The sequence below is a fragment of the Chryseobacterium sp. 7 genome (genome assembly GCF_003663845.1).
Taxonomy (GTDB): domain Bacteria; phylum Bacteroidota; class Bacteroidia; order Flavobacteriales; family Weeksellaceae; genus Chryseobacterium.
Genome location: NZ_RCCA01000001.1, coordinates 1,472,986 through 1,493,505 on the forward strand (window position 1 = coordinate 1,472,986; position 20,520 = coordinate 1,493,505).

General features: G+C 36.7%; 23 protein-coding genes. 10 read left to right on the forward strand and 13 right to left on the reverse strand.

Annotated elements, in window-relative coordinates; all coding sequences use genetic code 11:
• Window positions 1-64: 64 nt before the first annotated feature.
• The 9 genes from CLU97_RS06760 to CLU97_RS06800 all read left to right on the forward strand — a co-directional run bounded on the left by CLU97_RS06760 (window position 65) and on the right by CLU97_RS06800 (window position 9,517).
• Window positions 65-2,170, forward strand: coding sequence for a TonB-dependent receptor plug domain-containing protein (locus CLU97_RS06760; protein WP_121487244.1), 2,106 nt, complete (start codon window positions 65-67; stop codon window positions 2,168-2,170).
• A gap of 16 nt (window positions 2,171-2,186) precedes the next feature.
• Window positions 2,187-3,302, forward strand: coding sequence for an HmuY family protein (locus CLU97_RS06765; protein WP_121487245.1), 1,116 nt, complete (start codon window positions 2,187-2,189; stop codon window positions 3,300-3,302).
• A gap of 21 nt (window positions 3,303-3,323) precedes the next feature.
• Window positions 3,324-4,202 (forward strand): hemin ABC transporter substrate-binding protein, encoded by an 879-nt coding sequence (locus CLU97_RS06770; protein ID WP_121487246.1) that lies wholly within the window; start codon window positions 3,324-3,326, stop codon window positions 4,200-4,202.
• Window positions 4,186-5,226, forward strand: coding sequence for a FecCD family ABC transporter permease (locus CLU97_RS06775; protein WP_121487247.1), 1,041 nt, complete (start codon window positions 4,186-4,188; stop codon window positions 5,224-5,226). The genes CLU97_RS06770 and CLU97_RS06775 overlap by 17 nt, the downstream gene beginning before the upstream one ends.
• Entirely contained in the window at window positions 5,226-5,999 is a 774-nt protein-coding gene (locus tag CLU97_RS06780; RefSeq protein WP_121487248.1) for a heme ABC transporter ATP-binding protein, read from the forward strand. Before CLU97_RS06775 ends, CLU97_RS06780 begins: the two co-directional genes overlap by 1 nt.
• Before the next feature lie 2 nt (window positions 6,000-6,001).
• Window positions 6,002-6,652, forward strand: a complete 651-nt coding sequence (locus tag CLU97_RS06785) for a class I SAM-dependent methyltransferase (protein WP_121487249.1) — start codon at window positions 6,002-6,004, stop codon at window positions 6,650-6,652.
• A gap of 4 nt (window positions 6,653-6,656) precedes the next feature.
• On the forward strand, window positions 6,657-7,685 hold the full coding sequence (locus tag CLU97_RS06790) for a hemin-degrading factor (protein ID WP_121487250.1): 1,029 nt from the start codon (window positions 6,657-6,659) through the stop codon (window positions 7,683-7,685).
• 117 nt (window positions 7,686-7,802) lie between these two features.
• Window positions 7,803-8,675, forward strand: coding sequence for a ChaN family lipoprotein (locus tag CLU97_RS06795; protein ID WP_121487251.1), 873 nt, complete (start codon window positions 7,803-7,805; stop codon window positions 8,673-8,675).
• Between the two features lie 206 nt (window positions 8,676-8,881).
• Window positions 8,882-9,517: a peptide deformylase gene (locus CLU97_RS06800; RefSeq protein WP_121487252.1), complete on the forward strand. Its 636-nt coding sequence runs from the start codon at window positions 8,882-8,884 to the stop codon at window positions 9,515-9,517.
• 191 nt (window positions 9,518-9,708) lie between these two features.
• Here the strand turns inward: CLU97_RS06800 and CLU97_RS06805 are convergent, their stop codons facing one another.
• Genes CLU97_RS06805 through CLU97_RS06815 form a run of 3 tightly spaced genes read right to left on the reverse strand, consistent with a single transcriptional unit; the run spans window position 9,709 to window position 11,233 of the window.
• A complete protein-coding gene (locus CLU97_RS06805; protein WP_121487253.1) occupies window positions 9,709-10,134 on the reverse strand; it encodes an organic hydroperoxide resistance protein in 426 nt (141 codons plus the stop codon).
• Window positions 10,131-10,568 (reverse strand): MarR family winged helix-turn-helix transcriptional regulator, encoded by a 438-nt coding sequence (locus CLU97_RS06810; RefSeq protein ID WP_121487254.1) that lies wholly within the window; start codon window positions 10,566-10,568, stop codon window positions 10,131-10,133. Before CLU97_RS06810 ends, CLU97_RS06805 begins: the two co-directional genes overlap by 4 nt.
• 32 nt (window positions 10,569-10,600) lie before the next feature.
• Window positions 10,601-11,233 carry an NAD(P)H-dependent oxidoreductase gene (locus CLU97_RS06815; protein ID WP_079241094.1) on the reverse strand — a complete coding sequence of 211 codons (633 nt, stop codon included), beginning with the start codon at window positions 11,231-11,233 and terminating at the stop codon, window positions 10,601-10,603.
• Window positions 11,234-11,488: 255 nt separating this feature from the next.
• Between CLU97_RS06815 and CLU97_RS06820 the strand changes: the two genes are divergently transcribed.
• Window positions 11,489-12,241 (forward strand): SDR family oxidoreductase, encoded by a 753-nt coding sequence (locus CLU97_RS06820; protein WP_121487255.1) that lies wholly within the window; start codon window positions 11,489-11,491, stop codon window positions 12,239-12,241.
• A gap of 6 nt (window positions 12,242-12,247) precedes the next feature.
• Here CLU97_RS06820 and CLU97_RS06825 read toward each other — a convergent pair whose 3' ends face one another.
• The 10 genes from CLU97_RS06825 to trpD all read right to left on the reverse strand — a co-directional run bounded on the left by CLU97_RS06825 (window position 12,248) and on the right by trpD (window position 20,485).
• Complete coding sequence (locus tag CLU97_RS06825) at window positions 12,248-12,559, reverse strand: hypothetical protein (RefSeq protein ID WP_121487256.1); 312 nt, start codon at window positions 12,557-12,559, stop codon at window positions 12,248-12,250.
• Window positions 12,560-12,628: 69 nt separating this feature from the next.
• Window positions 12,629-13,588, reverse strand: coding sequence for a protein-glutamine glutaminase (locus tag CLU97_RS06830; protein ID WP_147436459.1), 960 nt, complete (start codon window positions 13,586-13,588; stop codon window positions 12,629-12,631).
• A 427-nt stretch (window positions 13,589-14,015) separates the two neighbouring features.
• Window positions 14,016-14,744, reverse strand: a complete 729-nt coding sequence (gene lipB / locus CLU97_RS06835) for a lipoyl(octanoyl) transferase LipB (RefSeq protein ID WP_121487258.1) — start codon at window positions 14,742-14,744, stop codon at window positions 14,016-14,018.
• 31 nt (window positions 14,745-14,775) lie between these two features.
• Window positions 14,776-15,510, reverse strand: a complete 735-nt coding sequence (gene trpA / locus CLU97_RS06840) for a tryptophan synthase subunit alpha (protein WP_121487259.1) — start codon at window positions 15,508-15,510, stop codon at window positions 14,776-14,778.
• An 89-nt stretch (window positions 15,511-15,599) separates the two neighbouring features.
• Window positions 15,600-16,778 (reverse strand): tryptophan synthase subunit beta, encoded by a 1,179-nt coding sequence (trpB, locus tag CLU97_RS06845; protein WP_121487260.1) that lies wholly within the window; start codon window positions 16,776-16,778, stop codon window positions 15,600-15,602.
• 4 nt (window positions 16,779-16,782) lie between these two features.
• Entirely contained in the window at window positions 16,783-17,328 is a 546-nt protein-coding gene (locus CLU97_RS06850) for a GNAT family N-acetyltransferase (protein ID WP_121487261.1), read from the reverse strand.
• On the reverse strand, window positions 17,325-17,837 hold the full coding sequence (locus tag CLU97_RS06855; RefSeq protein ID WP_121487262.1) for a hypothetical protein: 513 nt from the start codon (window positions 17,835-17,837) through the stop codon (window positions 17,325-17,327). The genes CLU97_RS06850 and CLU97_RS06855 overlap by 4 nt, the downstream gene beginning before the upstream one ends.
• 16 nt (window positions 17,838-17,853) lie before the next feature.
• Window positions 17,854-18,531 carry a phosphoribosylanthranilate isomerase gene (locus CLU97_RS06860; protein WP_121487263.1) on the reverse strand — a complete coding sequence of 226 codons (678 nt, stop codon included), beginning with the start codon at window positions 18,529-18,531 and terminating at the stop codon, window positions 17,854-17,856.
• Between the two features lie 11 nt (window positions 18,532-18,542).
• On the reverse strand, window positions 18,543-19,316 hold the full coding sequence (gene trpC, locus CLU97_RS06865; RefSeq protein ID WP_121487264.1) for an indole-3-glycerol phosphate synthase TrpC: 774 nt from the start codon (window positions 19,314-19,316) through the stop codon (window positions 18,543-18,545).
• Between the two features lie 182 nt (window positions 19,317-19,498).
• A complete protein-coding gene (gene trpD / locus CLU97_RS06870) occupies window positions 19,499-20,485 on the reverse strand; it encodes an anthranilate phosphoribosyltransferase (RefSeq protein ID WP_121489673.1) in 987 nt (328 codons plus the stop codon).
• Between the last annotated feature and the right edge of the window lie 35 nt (window positions 20,486-20,520).

Consider the following 20,520-nt stretch of genomic DNA (forward strand, 5'->3'; position numbering starts at 1 on the left):
AAATATACATTTATTTTTAATGAGTCTAAATAAAGTTTTATATTTGTCGAAAATTTGTACCCTTATGAAGAAGAAAGTGCTTTCCGTTCTTTCATTATCCATAGCTTTCTGGATGAATGCCCAAGAAAAGGATTCTCTTAATCAAAAGAAAATTGAAGAGGTTGTTATTACAGGACAGTATATGCAGCAGTCCATTAACAAATCCATCTATAAGGTTGACGTTATTGATGCTGAGCAGATTAAAAATATGGCAGCAACCAATGTTGCAGAAGTTTTGAATCAAAGTCTTAACATACAGATTACACCAGATACCCGTTCCGGGAACTCCACAGCCAATATTATGGGACTGAACGGAGATTATGTGAAAATCCTTATTGATAATATTCCGGTGGTAGGAGATACTGGATTAGGAAGTAATATTGACCTTACAAAAATTACTCTAAGCAATATAGAGAGAATTGAAATTGTAAAAGGAAGTATGGGAGTTGAGTACGGAAATGGTGCTGTAGCCGGGGTAATCAATATTATTACAAAGAAAACCAATACAAAAAAGATCAGTGTAAGAGGCTCATTGCAGGAGGAAACGGTAAGAGATCAGTATGATCTTAAGAAAAGAGGAAACGGAAGACATATTCAGAACCTGAATGTAGACTACAACATCAGCAATGAATGGTTTGCAAGTATCAATTTCAACCATAATCAGTTTATGGGATACGCAGGAGAAAGTAAAGGTTACAAATATTTCGGTCAGGATAACCAAAGAGGGTACGACTGGAATCCGAAAGATCAGTATGATGCCTCTGCATTACTGAGATATACCAAAAATAAAACAACATTCTTTTATAAACTGTCTTATCTGAATGAAAAATTCAACTTCTATAATCCGGAAGTAAGCAGAAATCCTCTTAATGACGGCTTGGGTGGAGTAGCCTACGAAAGCAGAGACAGAGAATACAATACAGACCGTTGGATTCACCAGTTCAATATTCAAACCAATTTGGGACATATCCGCTATATGGGAGATTTCTCCTATCAAAATCAGGATAGAAAATATTTTGACTACAACTACGATATTCCGAACAGAGTAGTGAAAAGCAAACAGGAAGAAAGATCTTATTATAAAACAGATGTGATCTATTCAAGAGGGATGTTCAGCAACTTCCTGGATAGTAAAGTGTTTGACTTCCAACTAGGATATGAGTTAGACTATACCAACGGATACGCCGCACTTATTGCAGGTGACTTCTTTGGTGAAGCGGTAAAGAGAAAAATATTTACCTACTCTAATTTCCTTTCTGCAGAATGGAATGTTTCAGACAAATTTTCTTTGAGACCGGGAGTAAGACTTTCTCTAAGTGAGAATTTCAACAATCAATACAATTACTCTTTATCAGCCAGATATAAAACTTCTGAGAATTCAAATCTGAGAGCTGTAGTAGGATCAGCAAACCGTTTTCCTAAGTATGACGAGCTGTATACCTACTTTGTGAATCTTAACCATGACGTACAGGGAAATCCTGATTTAAATCCTGAAAAAGGTTTCTCCGCAGGGCTTTTCTGGAATCAGAATTTTACCGTAGATAACGGCTGGAAAATCGCTTACGGATTAGATGCATTATATCTGGATGTACGCGACAGGATTGAAATGGTGATGGTGAAGGAACCTTCTACCTATAAATACATGAACCTTGATACGTATAAAAACCTATTGTTCTCCGCTAATGTAGATTTCAAAAAAGATCAGTTTGCCCTGTCTTTAAGAGGATCGGTAAACGGAACATCTGTATCTATGAATGATTTGAAATCTTCTTCCCCTACAGATTTCCAGTATCTGGTTCAGGCAGGAGCTTCCGCAACTTATAAACTGAAAAGTACCGATACCAATTTCGCCCTTTATTATAAATTCACCGGTCCGGACAGAATTTACGTATCAGACGGTGCAAGCGGGTTCCGATTAGGGAAAGTAGACAGCTTTCATATGATGGATTTCATTGTGAGCCAGCCTTTCTGGAACAGGCATTTTGAAATTTCTGCCGGGGTGAAAAATATATTTGATGTAACAAGATTAAACTCTACTGCAACTGCCGGAACAGCCCATACCGCAGCGAATGGTTTTGTTAATTTATACTATGGCAGAAGTTATTTTGCCCGATTAATGTTTCAATTTTAAATAATAAGTTACTGTTATGAAGTATTTAAAAATATTTTCTATTCTTTCTGTTATGCTGGCCGCACAATCTTGTCTTTCTGCTGACGAAGATCCGGTTCCGGTTCCTCCTATGACAGGGTCTGAAGTGAATGCTAAAATAGGAGGTCCTACAGAGCCTAACCAGGTGTGGATAGATTTGAGCGACTATACCAATCCGGCTATTAATAAAAGAACAGATTGGGATCTTGGTTTTTATACAGGAGATGAATTCCGTGTCATCATGAACGGTTCTCTTGCCATGACGGCCATTAAAATTCCCAATACTACAAATATCAGCCAGGTAAAAGAATCTGATATAGCCGCTTTAAAAGATGTAGCCCAAGTAGGAACATTTGATGCTGCAAACATGAAGTACGTTGACAATCCGAACGGAAATTTCTTAACACAGACTACCGGGATTGATGCTGTAAAAGAAAATGATGCAGATAATCCTATCTATCTGATCAATCTTGGAAGAGAAATTCCTTCTTCAAACAATATCGGGGCAGGTTCTGTTTCTTTATCAGGAGATCCGAGAGGATGGAAAAAAGTACAGATTGTAAGAGCTCCGGGCGGATACAAAATCCGTTATGCTGATGTGAATGCTACCGGAACAGATATCAAAGAATATATCATTACAAAAGATACAGAATATAATTTCACATTCTTCAATCTGAAAATGGGAACTCCTGCAAAAATTCAGCCTAAGAAAAAGAGCTGGGATCTTGCATTTACAACATTTACCAATGAAGTGTTCATGGGGCCTACAACCAGCGCGGGAAGTTATTTCTATGCAGATTTTATTACCACCAATACATTGAATGGAGTAGGTGCTTATCAGGTAACGGTTACCGGAAATCTGGAACAGGCTTACGCTGCATTTAAACTGAAAGATGTAGAACCTGCTAAATTTGTTTTTAATGATCAGAGAGCCATTGGTGATAAGTGGAGAACCACTACCGGTACGGCAGCCAATCCGGTTCCGTTTGTGTATGCAGACCGCTTCTTTGTGTTGAAAGATGCTGAAGGTTTTTACTTTAAGCTGAGGTTCAATAAAATGAAAGACGATAACGGAAACCGCGGGTACACCAATTTTGAATTCGAACCTTTATAAATAATCAAATAATAGTATATCATGAAAAAATTCATCCTTGCAGCTTCTGTACTTGTAGCAGTATATTCTTGCAAAAAAGCAGAGGGAACAGCAAAAGAAAATACGACGGAAGCTACTTCTGAAGCACCAAAAACAAACAATAAAATAGTAACATTAAACGGAGGAATTACTGAAATTGTAGCTGCTCTTGGCCACGAAAAAGAAATCGTAGCAACAGATGTTACCAGTACTTATCCTGCCTCTTTAAAAACGACAGCTAAAGATTTGGGGCATATGAGATCCATGACTATAGAACCGATTATGGCAGTTTCTCCAACGTTAATTTTAGCTTCTGATAAAGATATCAACCCTGAATTAATGGGAAAAATCAAATCTTCCGGGATCAAAACTGAAGTTTTCAAACAGGAATATACTGTTGAAGGAACTAAAAAACTGATTGAACAGGTAGCAAAAGCAATCGGAAATACAGATTATCAGAAATTAAATGATAAAATTGATGCTGACTTGAAACAGGTACAGCCTATTGCTAAAAAACCAAAAGTATTGTTCATCTATGCCAGAGGAAACATGCTGATGGTAAGTGGTAAAAATACCCCAATGGCTTCACTGATTACCCTTGCAGGAGGAGAAAACGCTGTTACTGATTTTGAAGATTTCAAACCTTTGACACCGGAAGCCGTAGTAAAAGCTAATCCTGACGTACTATTCTTCTTTGAAACTGGTCTACAGGGAGCAGGAGGAAATGAAGGAGCATTAAAAATGCCGGGAGTATCTCAAACCAATGCAGGTAAAAACAAAAAGATTATTGCAATGGACGGAGGTTTAGTATCAGGTTTTGGACCGAGAGTAGGAGAAGCAGCAGTAGGATTAAACAAACTTTTAATTGAAAGCACAAAGTAAACTATACTTTTATCTTATTATAAGTGCAGTACTGCTTGCCATTATAGCGGTACTGTCACTTAATACAGGAGTTTATGATTTTGGAGAAAAATCTCCGTTCATGGCCCTGTGGCAATTTATAAAAGGAGATTCCGGTTTATCACTCAGTGATAAATATGTGATTTGGGACGTAAGAGCAGCCAGAATTATTATGGCCATTTTAGTAGGAAGTATGCTGTCGGTTTCAGGAACCAGTCTTCAGGGACTTTTCAAGAATCCGCTGGCAACGGGAGATTTAATAGGACTTACATCAGGAGCAACTTTGCTGGCAGCCATTGCGATTGTTTTAGGAGGACATTTCAAAGAATATCTTCCTGAAGCTGTACAATTTTCACTGGTAGGAATAGCGGCTTTTATCGGTTCTTTTTTATCAATGATGCTGGTTTACAGAATTTCAACAAGCGGAGGAAAAACAAATGTAGTCATGATGCTGCTTACCGGAGTTGCCATAACAGCTATTGGTTTTTCAATCACCGGATTTTTGATCTATATCTCAAAAGATGAGCAGCTCAGAGATCTCACTTTCTGGAATTTAGGAAGCCTGGCAGCCGCTACATGGACGAAGAATATCATTCTGGCGGTTGTTGCCGTCATTGCTTACATTATTTTACTCCCAAAAGGAAAAGCTTTGAATGCTATGATGCTGGGAGAAAAAGATGCTCAGCATCTGGGAATAAATGTTGAAAGACTGAAAAAGCAGATTATAATCATCGTGGCTTTAATGGTGGGAAGCTGTGTGGCATTCTCAGGAACCATTGGTTTTGTAGGTCTTATTGTACCTTATATTTTAAGATTGTTATTCAAATCCAATTATACCTTTATTTTGCCATTATCGGCAATGTGCGGAAGCATTTTGTTATTAACAGCAGATACCTTCAGCAGAAGTATTGTAGCACCGTCTGAACTGCCGATCGGAATTTTAACAGCCTTAATGGGAGGCCCTATTTTTATCGCTATTTTGGTTAAATTTAAAAAATCACTTTAATGATCAAGGCACACCAGATTAATTATAAACATAAAGAATTCAGGATTCTGGACGGGGTAGATGTCTCTCTGGAATACGGTGAATTTTTGGCCATTGTGGGACCCAACGGAGCAGGGAAGTCAAGCCTTATGAGTGTATTGGCAGATGAAGTGAAATCCGGCCATAACAAAGTTTTGTTTAAAGATAAACCCATCAGAGAATGGAATATACAAGAACTTTCAAAGCACAAAGCAAAGTTCTCACAGCATAACAGCAATGATATTCCGCTTGAGGTAAAAGATGTGATCATGATGGGAAGGTATCCGTATTTCGATGCCCAGCCCGGAAAAGAAGATCTGGAAGCCATGAATAATATGATGTACGAAACGGATATTTTTCACCTGAAAGAAAGAGAATACAACACCCTTTCAGGAGGAGAAAAGCAGCGAGTACACTTATCAAGAGTCATGGCACAGCTTGAAAATGATATTGCCCATAAGCTGGCTTTTCTGGACGAACCTTTGAATAATTTGGATATAAAACATCAGTATAAAGCATTGGAAATCATCAAGAATTTCACAAAAAAAGCCAACAGTGCTATTGTTGTTTTGCATGATCTGAACCTGGCTGCACAGTTTGCAGATAAGATTTTATTAATGAAATCAGGACAGGTTTCCGCCTATGGGACACCACAGGAAGTTTTTACTGCTGAAAACATCAGCAATGCCTATAATTTTCCCTGTACCATTTGCGAACACCCTATTACCAATAACCCAATGATCATTTTTGGATAACCATGGAAAAAGACGAACTCAAAATCCTCGCACAGAATCTTGCCAATCCTCAAGGTGAAAAAGGCATCGAGATTGGTGAAATGATGAATGCTACTAATATCAGCATGACGTTGGAAAGCATCAAAACATTGGTGATTGATGACGAGCAGCAGATCCTTGAAATAGGACACGGAAATGCAGCCCATCTGAAAAGTATAATGAGTCTTGCCAAAAACCTCAGATATACAGGGATTGATATTTCTGAAACCATGCACAATGAAGCCAAAAGGCTCAATAAAGAATTTGAAAGCGAGGCAGATTTTGTTCTGTATGAAGGTAAAAAGCTCCCTTTTCGGGATAGATCTTTTGATAAAATATTCACTGTAAACACAGTTTATTTCTGGGAAAATCCGGTAGAATTTCTAAACGAGATCTACAGAGTTTTAAAAGACGACGGAACATTCGTCCTTACGTTCGGACAAAGGGAGTTCATGGAAAAACTGCCGTTTACAGAATATGATTTCACCTTGTACAGCAACAGTGAAATGGAAGAACTCATCTCCAAAAGCCGCTTTAAAAGAATGAAAACTTCTGAAAAAGAAGAAGAAATAAAAAGTAAAACAGGAAACGAAACCATACGAAGAATTTATACAATTTTAACCATAAAAAAGTAAAGTAATGAGCACATTAGTTAATGATTTAAAGGAAAAATGGGAAGCTCTGAAAGCAGAAAATCCACATATCAGAATAAGAAATGCAGCAGCACAGTTAGAAGTAAGTGAGGCAGAATTATTGGCAACAAGCATAGGAGAAGGCGTTACTGTCCTGAACCCGGATTTCCAGGGAATCCTTACAGAAGCTGAGCAATTAGGAAAAGTAATGGCTCTTACCCGTAATGATGAATGTGTTCATGAAAGAAAAGGAACTTACCTGAACGGAGATTTCAGCAGTCCTCATGCACAGCTTTTTGTGGGTGAAGATATCGATCTTAGAATTTTCCTTAACCACTGGAAATTTGCTTTTGCAGTATTGGAAGGAGACAAGAAAAGTCTTCAGTTTTTCGGAAAAGATGGGTTGGCACTTCACAAGATTTATCTGACTAAAGACAGCAATGAAGCAGGTTTCGATGTGATTGTAGAAAAATTCAAAGCTGAAGATCAGAATCAGGCATTGGTTTTTGAAGCAGTAGCTCCAAAACAGGCTGAAAAAGCAGATTCAGATATTGATGTGGAAGGATTCAAAAAAGCATGGACAGAATTGAAAGATACTCACGATTTCTTCATGATGACCAGAAAATATGGAGTAAGCAGAACACAGGCATTAAGACTGGCTCCTGAAGGATTTGCTAAGAAAATTGATAATGCGAAAGTAGTCAACATCCTTGAAGATGCTTCTGAAAAAAATACACCGATCATGGTTTTCGTTGGAAACAGAGGTATTATCCAGATCCACACTGGAAATGTGAAGAAAACACTTTGGCACCAGCAATGGTTCAACGTAATGGATCCGGATTTCAACCTACACCTTGATGTAACGAAAATTGCTGAAGCATGGATCGTTAAAAAACCAACTGAAGACGGAGAAGTGACCGCTATCGAAGTATTCAACAGTGAAGGTGACTTCATTGTTCAGTTCTTCGGAAAAAGAAAACCTGGAATTCCTGAACTTCAGGAGTGGAAGGACCTTGTAGCAGCATTAGAGAAATAATAATTAGATGATTTGAATGAGACCGTTTTGTTTGTAAAATTCAAAGCGGTCTTTTTTATTGCATGTGATCTGAAAGTGCCGAATATTTGTGTAATTTGTGATTAAATATAAAATAAAATGAAAAATATTTTCATAGCGATACTGCTTGCCGGCTTCTGCTCATTAAAAGCGCAGGATTTTAAGGCGTATCAGTTTTATGATAAAAAAGGAAAAGAAGTAAAGACCGAAAAGCTGGTAAAAGAACTGGCAGATTATGATGTGGTTTTTTTTGGTGAAAATCATAACAGCTCTATCAATCACTGGCTTCAGCTTAAAATTACAGAAGCGCTCTTTGCCAAAAAGAACGGTCAGCTTATTTTAGGAGCAGAAATGTTTGAAAGAGATAATCAGGCTCAGCTGGATCAATATTTAAACGGTAAATTTGATGCTAAAACACTGAAAGATTCTGCCCGTTTGTGGAACAATTATGCAACAGATTACAAACCTTTGGTAGATTTTGCCAAAGATAAAAAGCTGAATTTCATTGCCACCAATATTCCAAGGAGATATGCCTCTCAAACCGCGAAAGAAGGTCTTGAGTCCTTAAATAAATTAGGCGAAAAAGAGAAAACCTATATTGCTCAGCTGCCTATCAAAGTAACTTTAGACACTCCCGGATATCCGGAAATGAAAAAAATGATGGGAGATCATGCTGAAGGAACAAAAGTGATGAATTTTATCTCGGCTCAGGCTACAAAGGATGCTACGATGGCTGAATCTATCCTGAAAAGTTATCAAGCCGGAAAAACTTTCATCCATTACAATGGAAACTACCACAGCAAAGAATTCGGGGGAATTTATTGGTACATCAAACAGAAAAATCCTAATCTGAAAATGGCGGTTATCTCTGTTTTTGAATCAGATGATCCGGAGCTGAAAGTACCAGCCAAAGATTATATCCCTACAGACTTTAATCTGATTATTCCGGGAGATATGACGAAGACTTTTTAATCTTATAAAGTGTCATTCTGACGAAGGAAGAATCTCACTGTTAAATTATTATGAGATTCTTTACTACATTATATTCAATAGGGTGGGGCTTTAGCCCGACTATTTTTAATTAAAATATTCATTGGCTTTAGCCAAAACTTAAAATTCCACGGTAAATAAATTATTTTTACTCCACAATATTTACCTTTGTATCACATTCAAAAAACATGAAGAAATTACCCATCCTGCTGATCTTTTTTATCGGACTGTTCAATGCGCAAAAATTGACTTCCTATGAGGTTTCAATCATCAATCAGGGAGACGTAAACACCGCTTTACCCGTCTATCAGACCACCGATTCTAATCAGCATAAAACATTATTGAGCATTTCTTCAGAAGCAGACCCTCTTGATCCGAATACAGCTGTTCTGGTAAAAAGAATGAAAGAATCTCTTCTGTCAACAGATGGTGGAGTAGGAATTGCAGCTCCTCAGGTGGGAATCAACAGAAAGATCATCTGGGTACAGCGTTTTGATAAGGAAGGAACACCGTTTGAATACTTCATCAACCCGGTAATTGTATGGCGTTCCGATTTGCAGAATCTTGGTCCTGAAGGCGATTTGTCTATTCCTGACTTCAGAGATCAGTTCTACCGAAGCAAAGTCATTCAGCTGGAATATGTGGATTTGAAAGGACAGAAATATTCAGAAATTGTAGAAGGTTTCACAGCGGTTATTTTCCAACATGAGATCGACCATCTTTTTGGAATTCTGATTTCCGATAAAAAAGAAAAAGAAAAAAACGATTCTTACAGAAAAGTAGATGCCTATCAGAAAAGTGACGTAAATAAAGACAGAAGGTAATGATGAATTATGAATTATAAATGATGAATGATGAATGATGAATGAAATTCTTAAGCATTATATAAAAAAATATCCTCAATCATCTGTGCTCATCTGCGAAATCTGTGGTTAAATCATATAATGAAAAAATTAAAAGGAGCTGTTTCTACTGAAACAGCTCCTTTCGTTATAACTATGCTTAAAAAATTGGATTAATTGTTGTTGGTTACTGAAAGTTTCACCTCCATATTATTTCTGGTAGCATTAGAATAAGGACAGATCTGGTGTGCCTTTTCTGTCAAGGCCTGCGCTTCCTCAAGAGAAACACCAGGAATGTTCACATCCAGTTCTGCTGCCAGTCCGAAACCGCCATTCTCAAGCTGACCGATGCTAACTTGAGCGGTTACTGTTGTTTCTCCGGTTTTTACTTTAGAAAGAGTGATTACTCTGTTCAAGGCACTGTCGAAACATGCTGAATATCCAGCTGCAAAAAGCATTTCAGGGTTGGCAAAATCTTCATTAGCTCCTCCTAATGCTTTTGGCATTCTTACATCAAGTTCTAAAACTCCGTTTTCGCTTTTTACATGTCCGTTTCTACCTCCCTGTGCAGTTACTTTTGTGGTGTACAATGTTTTCATTTGTGTTCTATTTTGTTTAATATTTTTAATACTGTGTCTTTAAGGTGCAGCAGCTCTTCCGGTTGTATTCCCAATTTTTCCTGGATTTTTCCTGGAATTTCACAAGCTTTCTGCTGAAGCTGTTTTCCAGCCTCATCTAAAAATACTTCAACTACTCTTTCGTCCTCTTTTTTTCTTTTTCTGCTGATAAATCCTTTAGACTCCAGCCTTTTCAGGAGAGGGGTCAAAGTTCCACTATCCAGATAGAGTTTTTCTCCGATGTGCGTTACCGTAAGTCCGTCACCATCCCATAATATCATCATCACAAGATACTGCGGATACGTAATGCCCAGTTCATCAAGAAAAGGACGGTAAAGCCCTGTAATCTCTTTGGCAATTACATACAGCGGGAAGCAGATCTGGTTTTCTAATTTAGGTGTTTTCGGATTTTCCATAATGTTTGAGTACGAAAGATTCGATGAAGGTATTACTTTTTTATGATAAATTCATCCATTGGAATTCTGACTTTTTTCATAGAAGAAAGCCAGTCATTAGCTTCGTCACGGTATCCAAGATATAAAAGTGTCACACTTTTTAATCCCAGTTCTTTCAATCCCAGTACTTCATCCACTACAGCATTGTTGAATCCTTCTGCCGGAGTACTGTCAATTTTAAGTTCTGCCGCCTGTGCAAGAGCAATTCCTAATGCTATATAAGTCTGGCGGGCAGTATGTGCAAAATGTTCTTCAGCAGTTTGTGCTCCGTACATTTTTTTGATAGTATCAGTGTAGCTTCCGAAACGACCTCTTGGAAGATCTCTTACATCCGTGTGATAATCGTAAACTTTGTCAATTTTTTCATTAGAATAGCTGTCCCATGCTGCAAAAACCAAAACATGAGAAGAATCTCTCATGACTTCAGGATTTAAAGCACCTGCTACCATTTTTTCTTTCAGTTCCTGATTTTCCACTACAATAATTCTGAACGGTTGTAGTCCGGATGAAGTAGGGGCCAGCCTTGCTGATTCAAGAATGGTATTAAGATCTTCCTGTGATACTTTTTTGGTTGGGTCATACGCTTTTACAGCATGTCTCCAGTTTAGGTTTTCTATTAATGACATTTTTATTTTTGTTTTAAATTAAACTACTTGGCGATTATTAAACTTCATGATTTTATGTTGAAGTAAATTAACAGTACAAATGTACACTCAATTTAATTGTGTGCAATTTAATTTTGAAAGATTTTATTGATCGCGATTATTGATGAAATTTAAAAAGATAAATTATAGCTTCAATTTTGTTGATTTTCACATGATTCGGATTTTTTCAAAGCCTTTGTATTACAATCTTTGCAATAGAAATTTAAACTAAAAACAATGCAGAGATTTAAAAACAAAACCGCTTTAATAACCGGAGGAACCAATGGAATGGGTTTCGCTACTGCTCAGAAATTCGTTGAAGAAAGAGGAAAAGTGATCATCACAGGTAGAAGTGAAGAAACCTTAAATAATGCTTTGGAAAAGCTTGGAGAAATGGCTTTTGGAATCGTATCCAATGCAGGAGATATGAAAGACCTGATGAATCTTCAGCAGGAAGTCAGAAAATATACAGACCATATTGATCTGGTCTTTCCCAATGCGGGGTACGGAAGATTTGCTCCTGTAGAATATGTAGATGAAAATCAGTTTGAGGAACTTTTTAATATGCTGGTAAAAGGACCGTTTTTTACAGTTCAGCAAATATTACCCTTGATGAAAAGCGGAAGTTCTGTTATTTTCAATACTTCTGTGGCAACGGAGATTGCGATGCCTAATTTTTCAGCGTATTCTGCTGCTAAATCTGCAGTGCAGTCATTCATTAAAACTTTTGCTGTAGAACTTACAGAACGTGGAATCCGTGTCAATGGAGTAAGCCCCGGACATATTAAAACCAATATTTTTAATAATACAGGATTAACACGAGAGCAGATAGAAAGTGCCATTGATGCTATTATTCCTACCATTCCTTTTAGAAGACAAGGCGAACCGTCAGAAATTGCCAATGTGGTTCTGTTTCTGGCTTCAGAAGAAGCTTCATACATTCATGGGGCAGAGGTGAAAGTGGATGCCGGAATTTCCGTAATCAGATGAACCTGATTATTTGACCTCTTTCATTTCTTTGATGATATTGGTTTTATTTTCAATACCGATATTATAGATTTTACTCTTTTTAAAGCTCTGGTTAGCTTTTTCCAGGAGATTTTTATAATCTGGTGATTTTTTTGAAAGATAAAAAACCTGAGCACTTATTCCAATGGAAACGCGTACAACCTCGTTCGGTTTGTCCGGATCTTCTGTGATATTTGAAATAGTGGCATTATTATACCATGTTAAATTCTGTGAACTGGAATTACCGGAACAGGATGTAATCATAATAAAAAGCAATAATAAATAGGACCAGGCTTTCATAGCAAAAAGTATTAAGTAAAAAGCTCCTGCAATATAGTAAAATACAGGCAGGAGCTCTATATAAGTTAATTAAAATCCACAGCTTCCTACGCTAGGTGCAGGAGAAGGAGAGCATCCTGAAAGGGATGAGAATATATTCAATACACAATTGGTATTTACATAGTTGTTGTCATATAATAAAGATCCGGACGGACTTCTGTAATATACATTTCCTGCAGTATTGGCATAAGAAGATACAGAAGCAGATCCACAGCTTGTATTGGTACAAGCAGCTCTCCATGCAGCGTCAGTTACAGGTCCGCTGGAGAATAATGAAGGGTCAATGATTCTTTTTTCAACAATTCCGGAAGCATTTTTGAAGCTTACCAAAATTGCCACGTGATATACCCATGATACACAGCATGTTCCTGTAGAAGCTCTAAGGTTACCATAAACGAACTGTTTTTCACAATCGTAGCCTGCGTTCAAAAGAATTTGTCTCATTTTGTGAGCTCTTGCATAGCATCCATCCACAGGATATCTGAAAGTAATACACGGTGAAGATGCCGTAGAAGTTCCGCAAGCCTGGTTTTTGATTTGAGTAAATAAGCTGTTCAGAGTTGCAAGATTTGGAATAACGCTTACGGCTTTTTTGCTGTCACCTCTTTCTTCTTTGTTAAATACAGATTTGAAATAACGGATGTCATCAGCAGTTGCTTTGTCTACCTTTGCAATCTCATTAGAGTTAGCTTTCAGGAAAACCTGAACTGGAGTTTCGTTTTCTACAGCTTCTTTGATCATGGAGATGTATCCTGCATTTTCCTTAGTATCTTTAATATGATACGGCTGAGCAGAAACCATAAAGGAAACTTTAAACTTTCCATCCTCTTTTTCTATCCCTACCGGAACAGTTTTACCGAAATCTTTCATAGCAACGTTGTTTGACTCTTTGGCTACGAGATTAGGATCCTGGTTGGCACTTGAATCCGAACAGGCATTGAATGACAGCATCGTCACGAATACCATCATGGATAACAGAAATTTTTTCATAGTTTTTATATTTTGGTGGTTAATGTTTAGTGAACTTTTTATTTATAATAGTTCACTATTTTGTGATATTAAAATTAATAAAAATTAAAATACCCGCAAGAATTTTTTCAAAAAAATATAATATTCTGCTTTATTTTTGATTTTATGGTATTAAAAATGGAATAAAACCTAATTATTTTGATAGTGAATTAGGAAAAACAGAAAAATTTTAAAATTGTTAAATCTGTCATTTTTTGCGTTTTGGATTCCTGCGGAAAGAACAGGGTGGAGGTATATATCTGTTTTAGCTGACAAACACTTCTAATGTGTGTATGGTCTAACCAATTCCATAGGAATCTAAGCAATCCAAGAATAATAATCCAATTTAAACTAAAAACCCGGTTTCAATTATTGAAACCGGGTTTATTATATGGTAAGTAAACTTTGACTATTTGTAAATCAATTCTGCCTGAAACACATCCGCAAAATGTTTTCTGATTTTTGCTTTCAGTTCTTCCATTTCTTCCGGTGTCAGTTCTCTTTCAAGCTCTCTTTTCAAAGAAGTAACCTGCTTATCTTTTATTCCGCATGGGATGATGTATTCAAAATAACGCATATCCGTATTCACATTCAATGCAAAACCGTGCAGCGTTACCCATCGGGAAGCTTTTACTCCCATGGCACACATTTTTCTGGCGTAAGGTTTTCCCACATCCAGCCATACTCCGGTTTCTCCTGGAGAGCGTTCTCCTTTAATACCGTATTCGGCAATAGTTCTGATGATCACTTCTTCCAGATTCCTCATATATAAATGAATATCTGTGAAAAAATTTTCCAAATCCAGAATAGGATAGCCTACAACCTGTCCGTAGCCGTGATACGTAATGTCACCACCACGGTTTACTTTCACGAAAGTAGCATCAATTTCTTTCAGCTTATCAATACCGGCAAGCATATTTTCTTCATGTCCGCTTTTTCCCAAAGTATAAACATGAGGATGTTCTACAAAAAGAAGGTGATTGGGAGTGGTGCTATGCTGTTCTGCAGGAAGATCTCTGTTTTTTATTTTGGTGTCAATGATGTTTTTCATCAGTTGTTCCTGATAATCCCAGGCTGGCTGATATTCTTTGACTCCTAAATCTTCAAATTCTACTGCTTTATTTTGATTTGTATTCATTTCAATTTTTGATATACAAATTTAGTGAATTTTACGCTTTTATGGAATGGATAAAATCTATAGCGCTTTTCTTCCAGTCTCTATCCTGAAGTAAAATATTCACAAAGGCTGTCCCGATGATTCCGCCATCTGCTTTTTCCGTCACATTTTCAAAATCTTCTTTGGATTTAATTCCAAATCCGATCATCACCGGATTTTTAAGCGGAAGAGATGCTACCCTGGAAAGGTAGTTCTCATTTTTTAAAACAGCATTTTCATTTCCGGTGGTGGAGGAAGAGCTTACGGCATACAGGAAACCTGAGCTTAAGGAATCCAAATAGATCATTCTTTCATCAGACGTTTCCGGAGTGACCAGAAAGGTGAAATTGAGATTATATTGCTTTAGAATATGCTTGTAATTTTTTTCAAACTCAATAGGAGGAAGGTCAGGAAGAATCAATCCTGAAACACCACTTTCCGCACATGCTGCACAGAATTTTTCAAATCCAAAGCTCAAAACAGGATTGATATAACCCATCAGGATAATCGGAATTCTGATTTCATCTTTGATGGCTTTCAGTTGAGATAAAAGCTTTTCGATAGTCATTCCGTTTTGTAAAGCCAGTTCATGAGCTTTCTGGATCACAGGTCCGTCTGCCACAGGATCAGAATATGGCATTCCGATTTCGATCATATCTGCTCCGGAATCCTGAATCAATTTTATAATATCAGCGGTATCTTCCAATTGAGGAATTCCTGCTGTGAAGTATATATTTAATTTTTTCATTTTTTTATTGTATTGATGTATTCACGTAAAATGTATTAATGATCAGTTTTTATATATTAAAATCATTTTACATAAATACTTTTTACATTTTACAGATTTTTCAAATACGTTTCCATATCCTTATCTCCGCGGCCGCTCAGACAAATGACAACAACATCATTTTCATTAAATTTTTTCTTGTCTAAAACTGCCAAAGCATGAGAACTTTCCAGTGCCGGAATAATTCCTTCCAGTTTGGTAAGGTCAAAAGCACATTTTAAAGCTTCATCGTCATTAATACTAAAAAATTCTGCTCTTTTTTCTTTAAATAAATGCGCGTGGAAAGGCCCTATTCCAGGATAATCTAATCCTGCGGAAATAGAATGAGGTTCTATAACCTGCCCGTCTTCTGTCTGCATTACAAGGCTTTTGCTTCCGTGAAGCACTCCAAGCGTTCCTAAAAAGGTAGTAGCCGCAGATTTTCCGGAATCTACTCCTAATCCTCCGGCTTCAGCAGCAATAATTTTCACCTCTTTTTCCTCCACAAAATGATAAAAAGTCCCTGCTGCATTACTTCCTCCACCTACACAGGCAATCACATAATCTGGGTTTTCTCTTCCGATTTTTTCTTTAAGCTGTTCTTTGATTTCTTTTGAAATAATACTTTGAAATCTTGCCACAAGATCTGGAAAAGGATGTGGGCCTACCACGCTTCCAATTACATAATGAGTGGTTACAGGATTGTTGATCCAGTCTCTTAAAGCTTCATTTACGGCATCTTTAAGGGTTTTGGATCCAGAAATAGCTGCTACAACTTCTGCACCCAGCATTTTCATTCTTGCTACGTTGGGAGCTTGCCTCTGAATATCAATTTCTCCCATGTAGACGATACACTCCAGACCTAATAAAGCACATGCCGTAGCAGTTGCAACACCATGCTGTCCTGCTCCGGTTTCAGCAATAATCCTGGTTTTTCCAAGACGTTTTGCCAGTAGAACCTGTCCCAGCGCATTGTTGATCTTATGAGCTCCGGTATGGTTGAGATCTTCCCGCTTTAAATAGATCTGTGTCTGGTATTTCTGGCTTAAGTTTTTAGCAAAATATAAAGGAGTAGCCCTTCCGACATAGTTTTTGAGCAAATCCTGATATTCAGCCTGAAAATCTTCAGATTCTATAATTTCAAGGTAGCTTTTTTGCAATTCTTCTACATTAGGATAGAGCATTTCGGGGATAAAAGCTCCTCCAAACTCTCCGTAATATCCGTTTTCATCGGGGTTTTTATAATTCATTTTTTTATTCTTTAGTAATTAAATAAGCATTGTTTTGTGAGCTTAACTGATTGAACAGTTCTTTTCTTTCCTGTGAGGTATGAAAAATCAAAATATCATCATCTTCAGAATTCACCCAGTCTGAACCGATGCTTTCTTTGATCATTTTGGCTTTGTCATAAAGAATTTCTACATCACATTTTTCATAAAATGGACGAAGATCCGAATGACAAAAGCCTATAGTTTCTATATTTCTCTGAATCATATTTTCTTTGAAATTCTCAACCAAAGCTGCACCATATCCTTTCTTTTTATGAGCAGCCACAAGTCCTACAGCTTCTGCAAAAGTATACTCTGAGTCTGCTATTTTTAAGGTAAAATCAAAATTCACTCTCATAATGGCCAGAATATTGTCTTTCACATCCATCATAAAATGAAATTCCGAATTTTTGAAAAAAGTACGAAAATACGCTGCCTTCATTGTATTCCAGACAGAGATATCCCAAAGTTCCAGGATATGTTCTATCTCAGTTTCCGTTAGATTTTTCGTTTCTTTTATCTGATATTTCATGGGTTCAAACTATTAATAAATATGATGTTGTAATCGTGTTGTTGCTTGGTAATCAGTTTTTTATAATGTAATAATTCTATTTTATGCGTTAAATCAATTAAAGTGGCTTTATCTATTTTCGACTGATACATGGTAATAGCAATCTCCAGGTTGTCAATCAGATAATAAGGATCGGAGTCTTCATACAGCAGAAATATTTTAGCATAAATCTTTCCTAAGTCATATTTGATCACGGATTTTACATGAGCTTCTAAAAACTTATCCGAAATAATAACCAGATAATAACTGTTCCATAATCCGATTCTCTCAAAAAAATACTGGATGTCACTTTCTTCAAAATCTTTAATAATGCTAATGAATTCAGATAATAATCCACCTACTTCCCAATGTTCTATATTACTGTCGTTTTGAGAAACAAAATGGTAGAGGTTCTGGATCTTTTCATTTCCAAATTTAGGAGGAAATAATGTTTTATAAAATGTCTTCTTTAGCAAATGTATATTCATCATTGTGTGTCTTTTTCAGTTATCTGTTTTGCTGGTATAAGATTTTAAACTCTTTTATTCTATTTATATTTTTATTGCCGGGTTCTGTTTCAAATTTTGAATTGATATCTAAAGCGAAAGGCTGTTGCTTCAATGTTTTCATATTCCCGATATTTTCTTCAGAAATACCACCGCTTAGAAAGTAGGGAATGGGAATATGGAATTCATTCAGAATATTCCAGTCGAATTGTTTTCCTGTTCCTCCAAAGGCTTTGCTGTCAGTATCAAAAAGGTAAAAGGTAATAGGTTGCAGGTTGGAGGCTGTTTGTTGCAGATCAAAAATTTGTGTTATTTTATTTTGATTTTCTGTTGTATCATTTCCTATTCTTATTGCTTTAATAATTCCAACTTTCGGATTCAGTTTTTGTCTTAACTCAGTAATAAAATCATTACTTTCATCACCATGAAGCTGCACAAAATTTAAATCCGCCTGTTGAACAATATTTAAAATTTTATCTATTTCTTCATTCACAAAAACACCTACTTTACCCTGATGATCAATCATTGAGATTTCTTTCAGGTTCAAATGATTCAAAACATATCTCGGTGATTTTTCATAGAAAATGAAACCAAGAAAATCTACATTCATAGAAATCAGTTCCTGAATCTGGTCCGGTTTTGTAAGACCACAGACTTTGAGTTGAGGTTGCAGGTTCATTATGATTGATTTTAAATTTGAGAAGTGAATTCTTCAAAAGCTTTTGCCGGATGAGTGTTTTTCATGAAATATTCTCCCATCAGGAAACCGTCAAATCCTTTTTCCTTTAAAAATTTGAAGTCTTCAAGACTGTAAATACCGCTTTCCGCAACGGACAAAACTCCTTTCGGAAGCTGGTTTTTCAACCGAACAGAATGTTGCAGATCTACCTTAAAATCTTTAAGGTTCCTGTTATTGATTCCTACCAAGTCGATTTTTGAATTGAAATGTTTCAGCTCATCTTCCGTGTGGATTTCCAGCAAAATTTCCAATTTCAGCTCATGAGCGAGTTCTGTAAATTCCTGTACCTGCGCAGGAGAAAGACATGAAGCAATCAACAGAACGACATCGGCTCCGATGCTTTTGGCTTCATAGAACTGATATTCATCAATCATGAAATCTTTTCGCAGAATCGGAATGTTAATCTCATTTCTTAACCCTAGAACATCATTTAAGTTTCCTCCGAAGAAATCATAATCTGTCAGGATAGAGATTCCGCTGGCTCCAAAATTTTCGTAAGCAGAAACTACCCCTAAAGGCTCCACACTATTGTTGATAATACCTTTTGAAGGCGATTGTCTTTTGAACTCAGCGATAATTCCGCTTTTATTTTTGATAGATTCTTTCAGGGAATAGGTTTTTCTTCCAAAAAAATCCGTGTTTTTTAAATGATCAAGAGAAATGCGTGATTTTGCCGCTGTAACTTCCTCTTTTTTTCGTTCAATAATTTTATCGAGTATCGTCATTTTTTGTGTTTGAATTTGGTCAGTTGTGAATTGTATTTGAACTTTTTTATTTTTGAAACATTAAGATTGTAGTAAGGTGTTAAGATTATTAAGATGAGCTTCGCTTTAACTTACAATCAGAATGATTAATCTTAACTATTCTTTATTACTTAAAAGTTCTTAATGGTTTAAAAATAATATTACTAATGAATTAAAAGATTAAAGCAATTCAATGCTTTTCTGCTATGTAAACTTTCTTTAGCCAGCAGAAGACAGTCTTCATACGTCCCAAATTTCTGTGTGTTGTAAAGCGCTACTGATGCGTTGGCAAGAATCACAGAGTTTTGTTGTTCCGTACCGTTTCCTTCTAAAATATTCATGAATATTTTTGCTGTTTCCTGAATAGAGCTACCGGCTTTAATATCCTCAAGCGTTACCGGACTGAAACCTAAGTCTTCTGCCGAATAGATTTCTTCCCCATTTTTTGTGATGATTTTGCTGTCGTCAGTAAGGCTTATTTCATCATATCCGTCAAGACCATGTACCAGCATAAATTCACGTTCCTCTTTTTGAAGGAGATACTGATAAATTCTCGCAATTTCCAGATTATAAACCCCAATCATTGAATATTTAGGTTTTGCCGGATTCACCAACGGCCCCAAAAGGTTAAAGAATGTTCTTAATCCCAGGGATTTTCTCAGTAATCCAACCGATTGTAGGGCAGGATGAAAATGAGGGGCATGCAAAAAGCAGATGTTGGCTCTTTCAAGGTCTTCATTCAATTGTTCTGAATTGCTTTTAAACTGATAGCCCAGTTCTTCAAGCACATTAGATGAACCTGTAGTGGTAGAAGCCCCGTAGTTTCCGTGTTTTGTTACCTTCTGTCCGGCTCCGGCCACTACAAAGCTTGCTAATGTTGATATATTAATGGTGTCTTTTCCATCACCTCCGGTTCCTACAATGTCGATGGCATCACTGGCATCAATATCTACAGCAACAGCCATTTGTAATAATGCTTCTCTGAAACCTTCCAGTTCTTTCAATGTGATGCTTCGCATCAGGAAAACGCTTATGAAAGCTGTAACTTCCGCAGCGTTGAATTTATTCTGTGCAATCTCAATCATCATAGCCTTAGCTTCTGATTTGGACAGCGTATTGTGATTGAACAGGTATTGCAGTATTTCTTTCATTTGTGGTGTTTTTATAGTTGTTGAAGAGGTTTCTA

Coding starts and splice junctions, on each gene's coding strand:
- CLU97_RS06820 (WP_121487255.1), top strand. CDS start 11,489: ATGCAGAGATTTAAAAACAAAACCGCTTTAATAACCGGAGGAACCAAT.
- CLU97_RS06855 (WP_121487262.1), bottom strand. CDS start 17,837: ATGATGAATATACATTTGCTAAAGAAGACATTTTATAAAACATTATTT.
- trpA (WP_121487259.1), bottom strand. CDS start 15,510: ATGAAAAAATTAAATATATACTTCACAGCAGGAATTCCTCAATTGGAA.
- CLU97_RS06860 (WP_121487263.1), bottom strand. CDS start 18,531: ATGAACCTGCAACCTCAACTCAAAGTCTGTGGTCTTACAAAACCGGAC.
- CLU97_RS06765 (WP_121487245.1), top strand. CDS start 2,187: ATGAAGTATTTAAAAATATTTTCTATTCTTTCTGTTATGCTGGCCGCA.
- CLU97_RS06825 (WP_121487256.1), bottom strand. CDS start 12,559: ATGAAAGCCTGGTCCTATTTATTATTGCTTTTTATTATGATTACATCC.
- trpD (WP_121489673.1), bottom strand. CDS start 20,485: ATGAAAGAAATACTGCAATACCTGTTCAATCACAATACGCTGTCCAAA.
- lipB (WP_121487258.1), bottom strand. CDS start 14,744: ATGAATACAAATCAAAATAAAGCAGTAGAATTTGAAGATTTAGGAGTC.
- trpB (WP_121487260.1), bottom strand. CDS start 16,778: ATGAATTATAAAAACCCCGATGAAAACGGATATTACGGAGAGTTTGGA.
- CLU97_RS06785 (WP_121487249.1), top strand. CDS start 6,002: ATGGAAAAAGACGAACTCAAAATCCTCGCACAGAATCTTGCCAATCCT.
- CLU97_RS06770 (WP_121487246.1), top strand. CDS start 3,324: ATGAAAAAATTCATCCTTGCAGCTTCTGTACTTGTAGCAGTATATTCT.
- CLU97_RS06815 (WP_079241094.1), bottom strand. CDS start 11,233: ATGTCATTAATAGAAAACCTAAACTGGAGACATGCTGTAAAAGCGTAT.
- CLU97_RS06780 (WP_121487248.1), top strand. CDS start 5,226: ATGATCAAGGCACACCAGATTAATTATAAACATAAAGAATTCAGGATT.
- trpC (WP_121487264.1), bottom strand. CDS start 19,316: ATGACGATACTCGATAAAATTATTGAACGAAAAAAAGAGGAAGTTACA.
- CLU97_RS06800 (WP_121487252.1), top strand. CDS start 8,882: ATGAAGAAATTACCCATCCTGCTGATCTTTTTTATCGGACTGTTCAAT.
- CLU97_RS06795 (WP_121487251.1), top strand. CDS start 7,803: ATGAAAAATATTTTCATAGCGATACTGCTTGCCGGCTTCTGCTCATTA.
- CLU97_RS06805 (WP_121487253.1), bottom strand. CDS start 10,134: ATGAAAACATTGTACACCACAAAAGTAACTGCACAGGGAGGTAGAAAC.
- CLU97_RS06830 (WP_147436459.1), bottom strand. CDS start 13,588: ATGAAAAAATTTCTGTTATCCATGATGGTATTCGTGACGATGCTGTCA.
- CLU97_RS06760 (WP_121487244.1), top strand. CDS start 65: ATGAAGAAGAAAGTGCTTTCCGTTCTTTCATTATCCATAGCTTTCTGG.
- CLU97_RS06810 (WP_121487254.1), bottom strand. CDS start 10,568: ATGGAAAATCCGAAAACACCTAAATTAGAAAACCAGATCTGCTTCCCG.
- CLU97_RS06790 (WP_121487250.1), top strand. CDS start 6,657: ATGAGCACATTAGTTAATGATTTAAAGGAAAAATGGGAAGCTCTGAAA.
- CLU97_RS06850 (WP_121487261.1), bottom strand. CDS start 17,328: ATGAAATATCAGATAAAAGAAACGAAAAATCTAACGGAAACTGAGATA.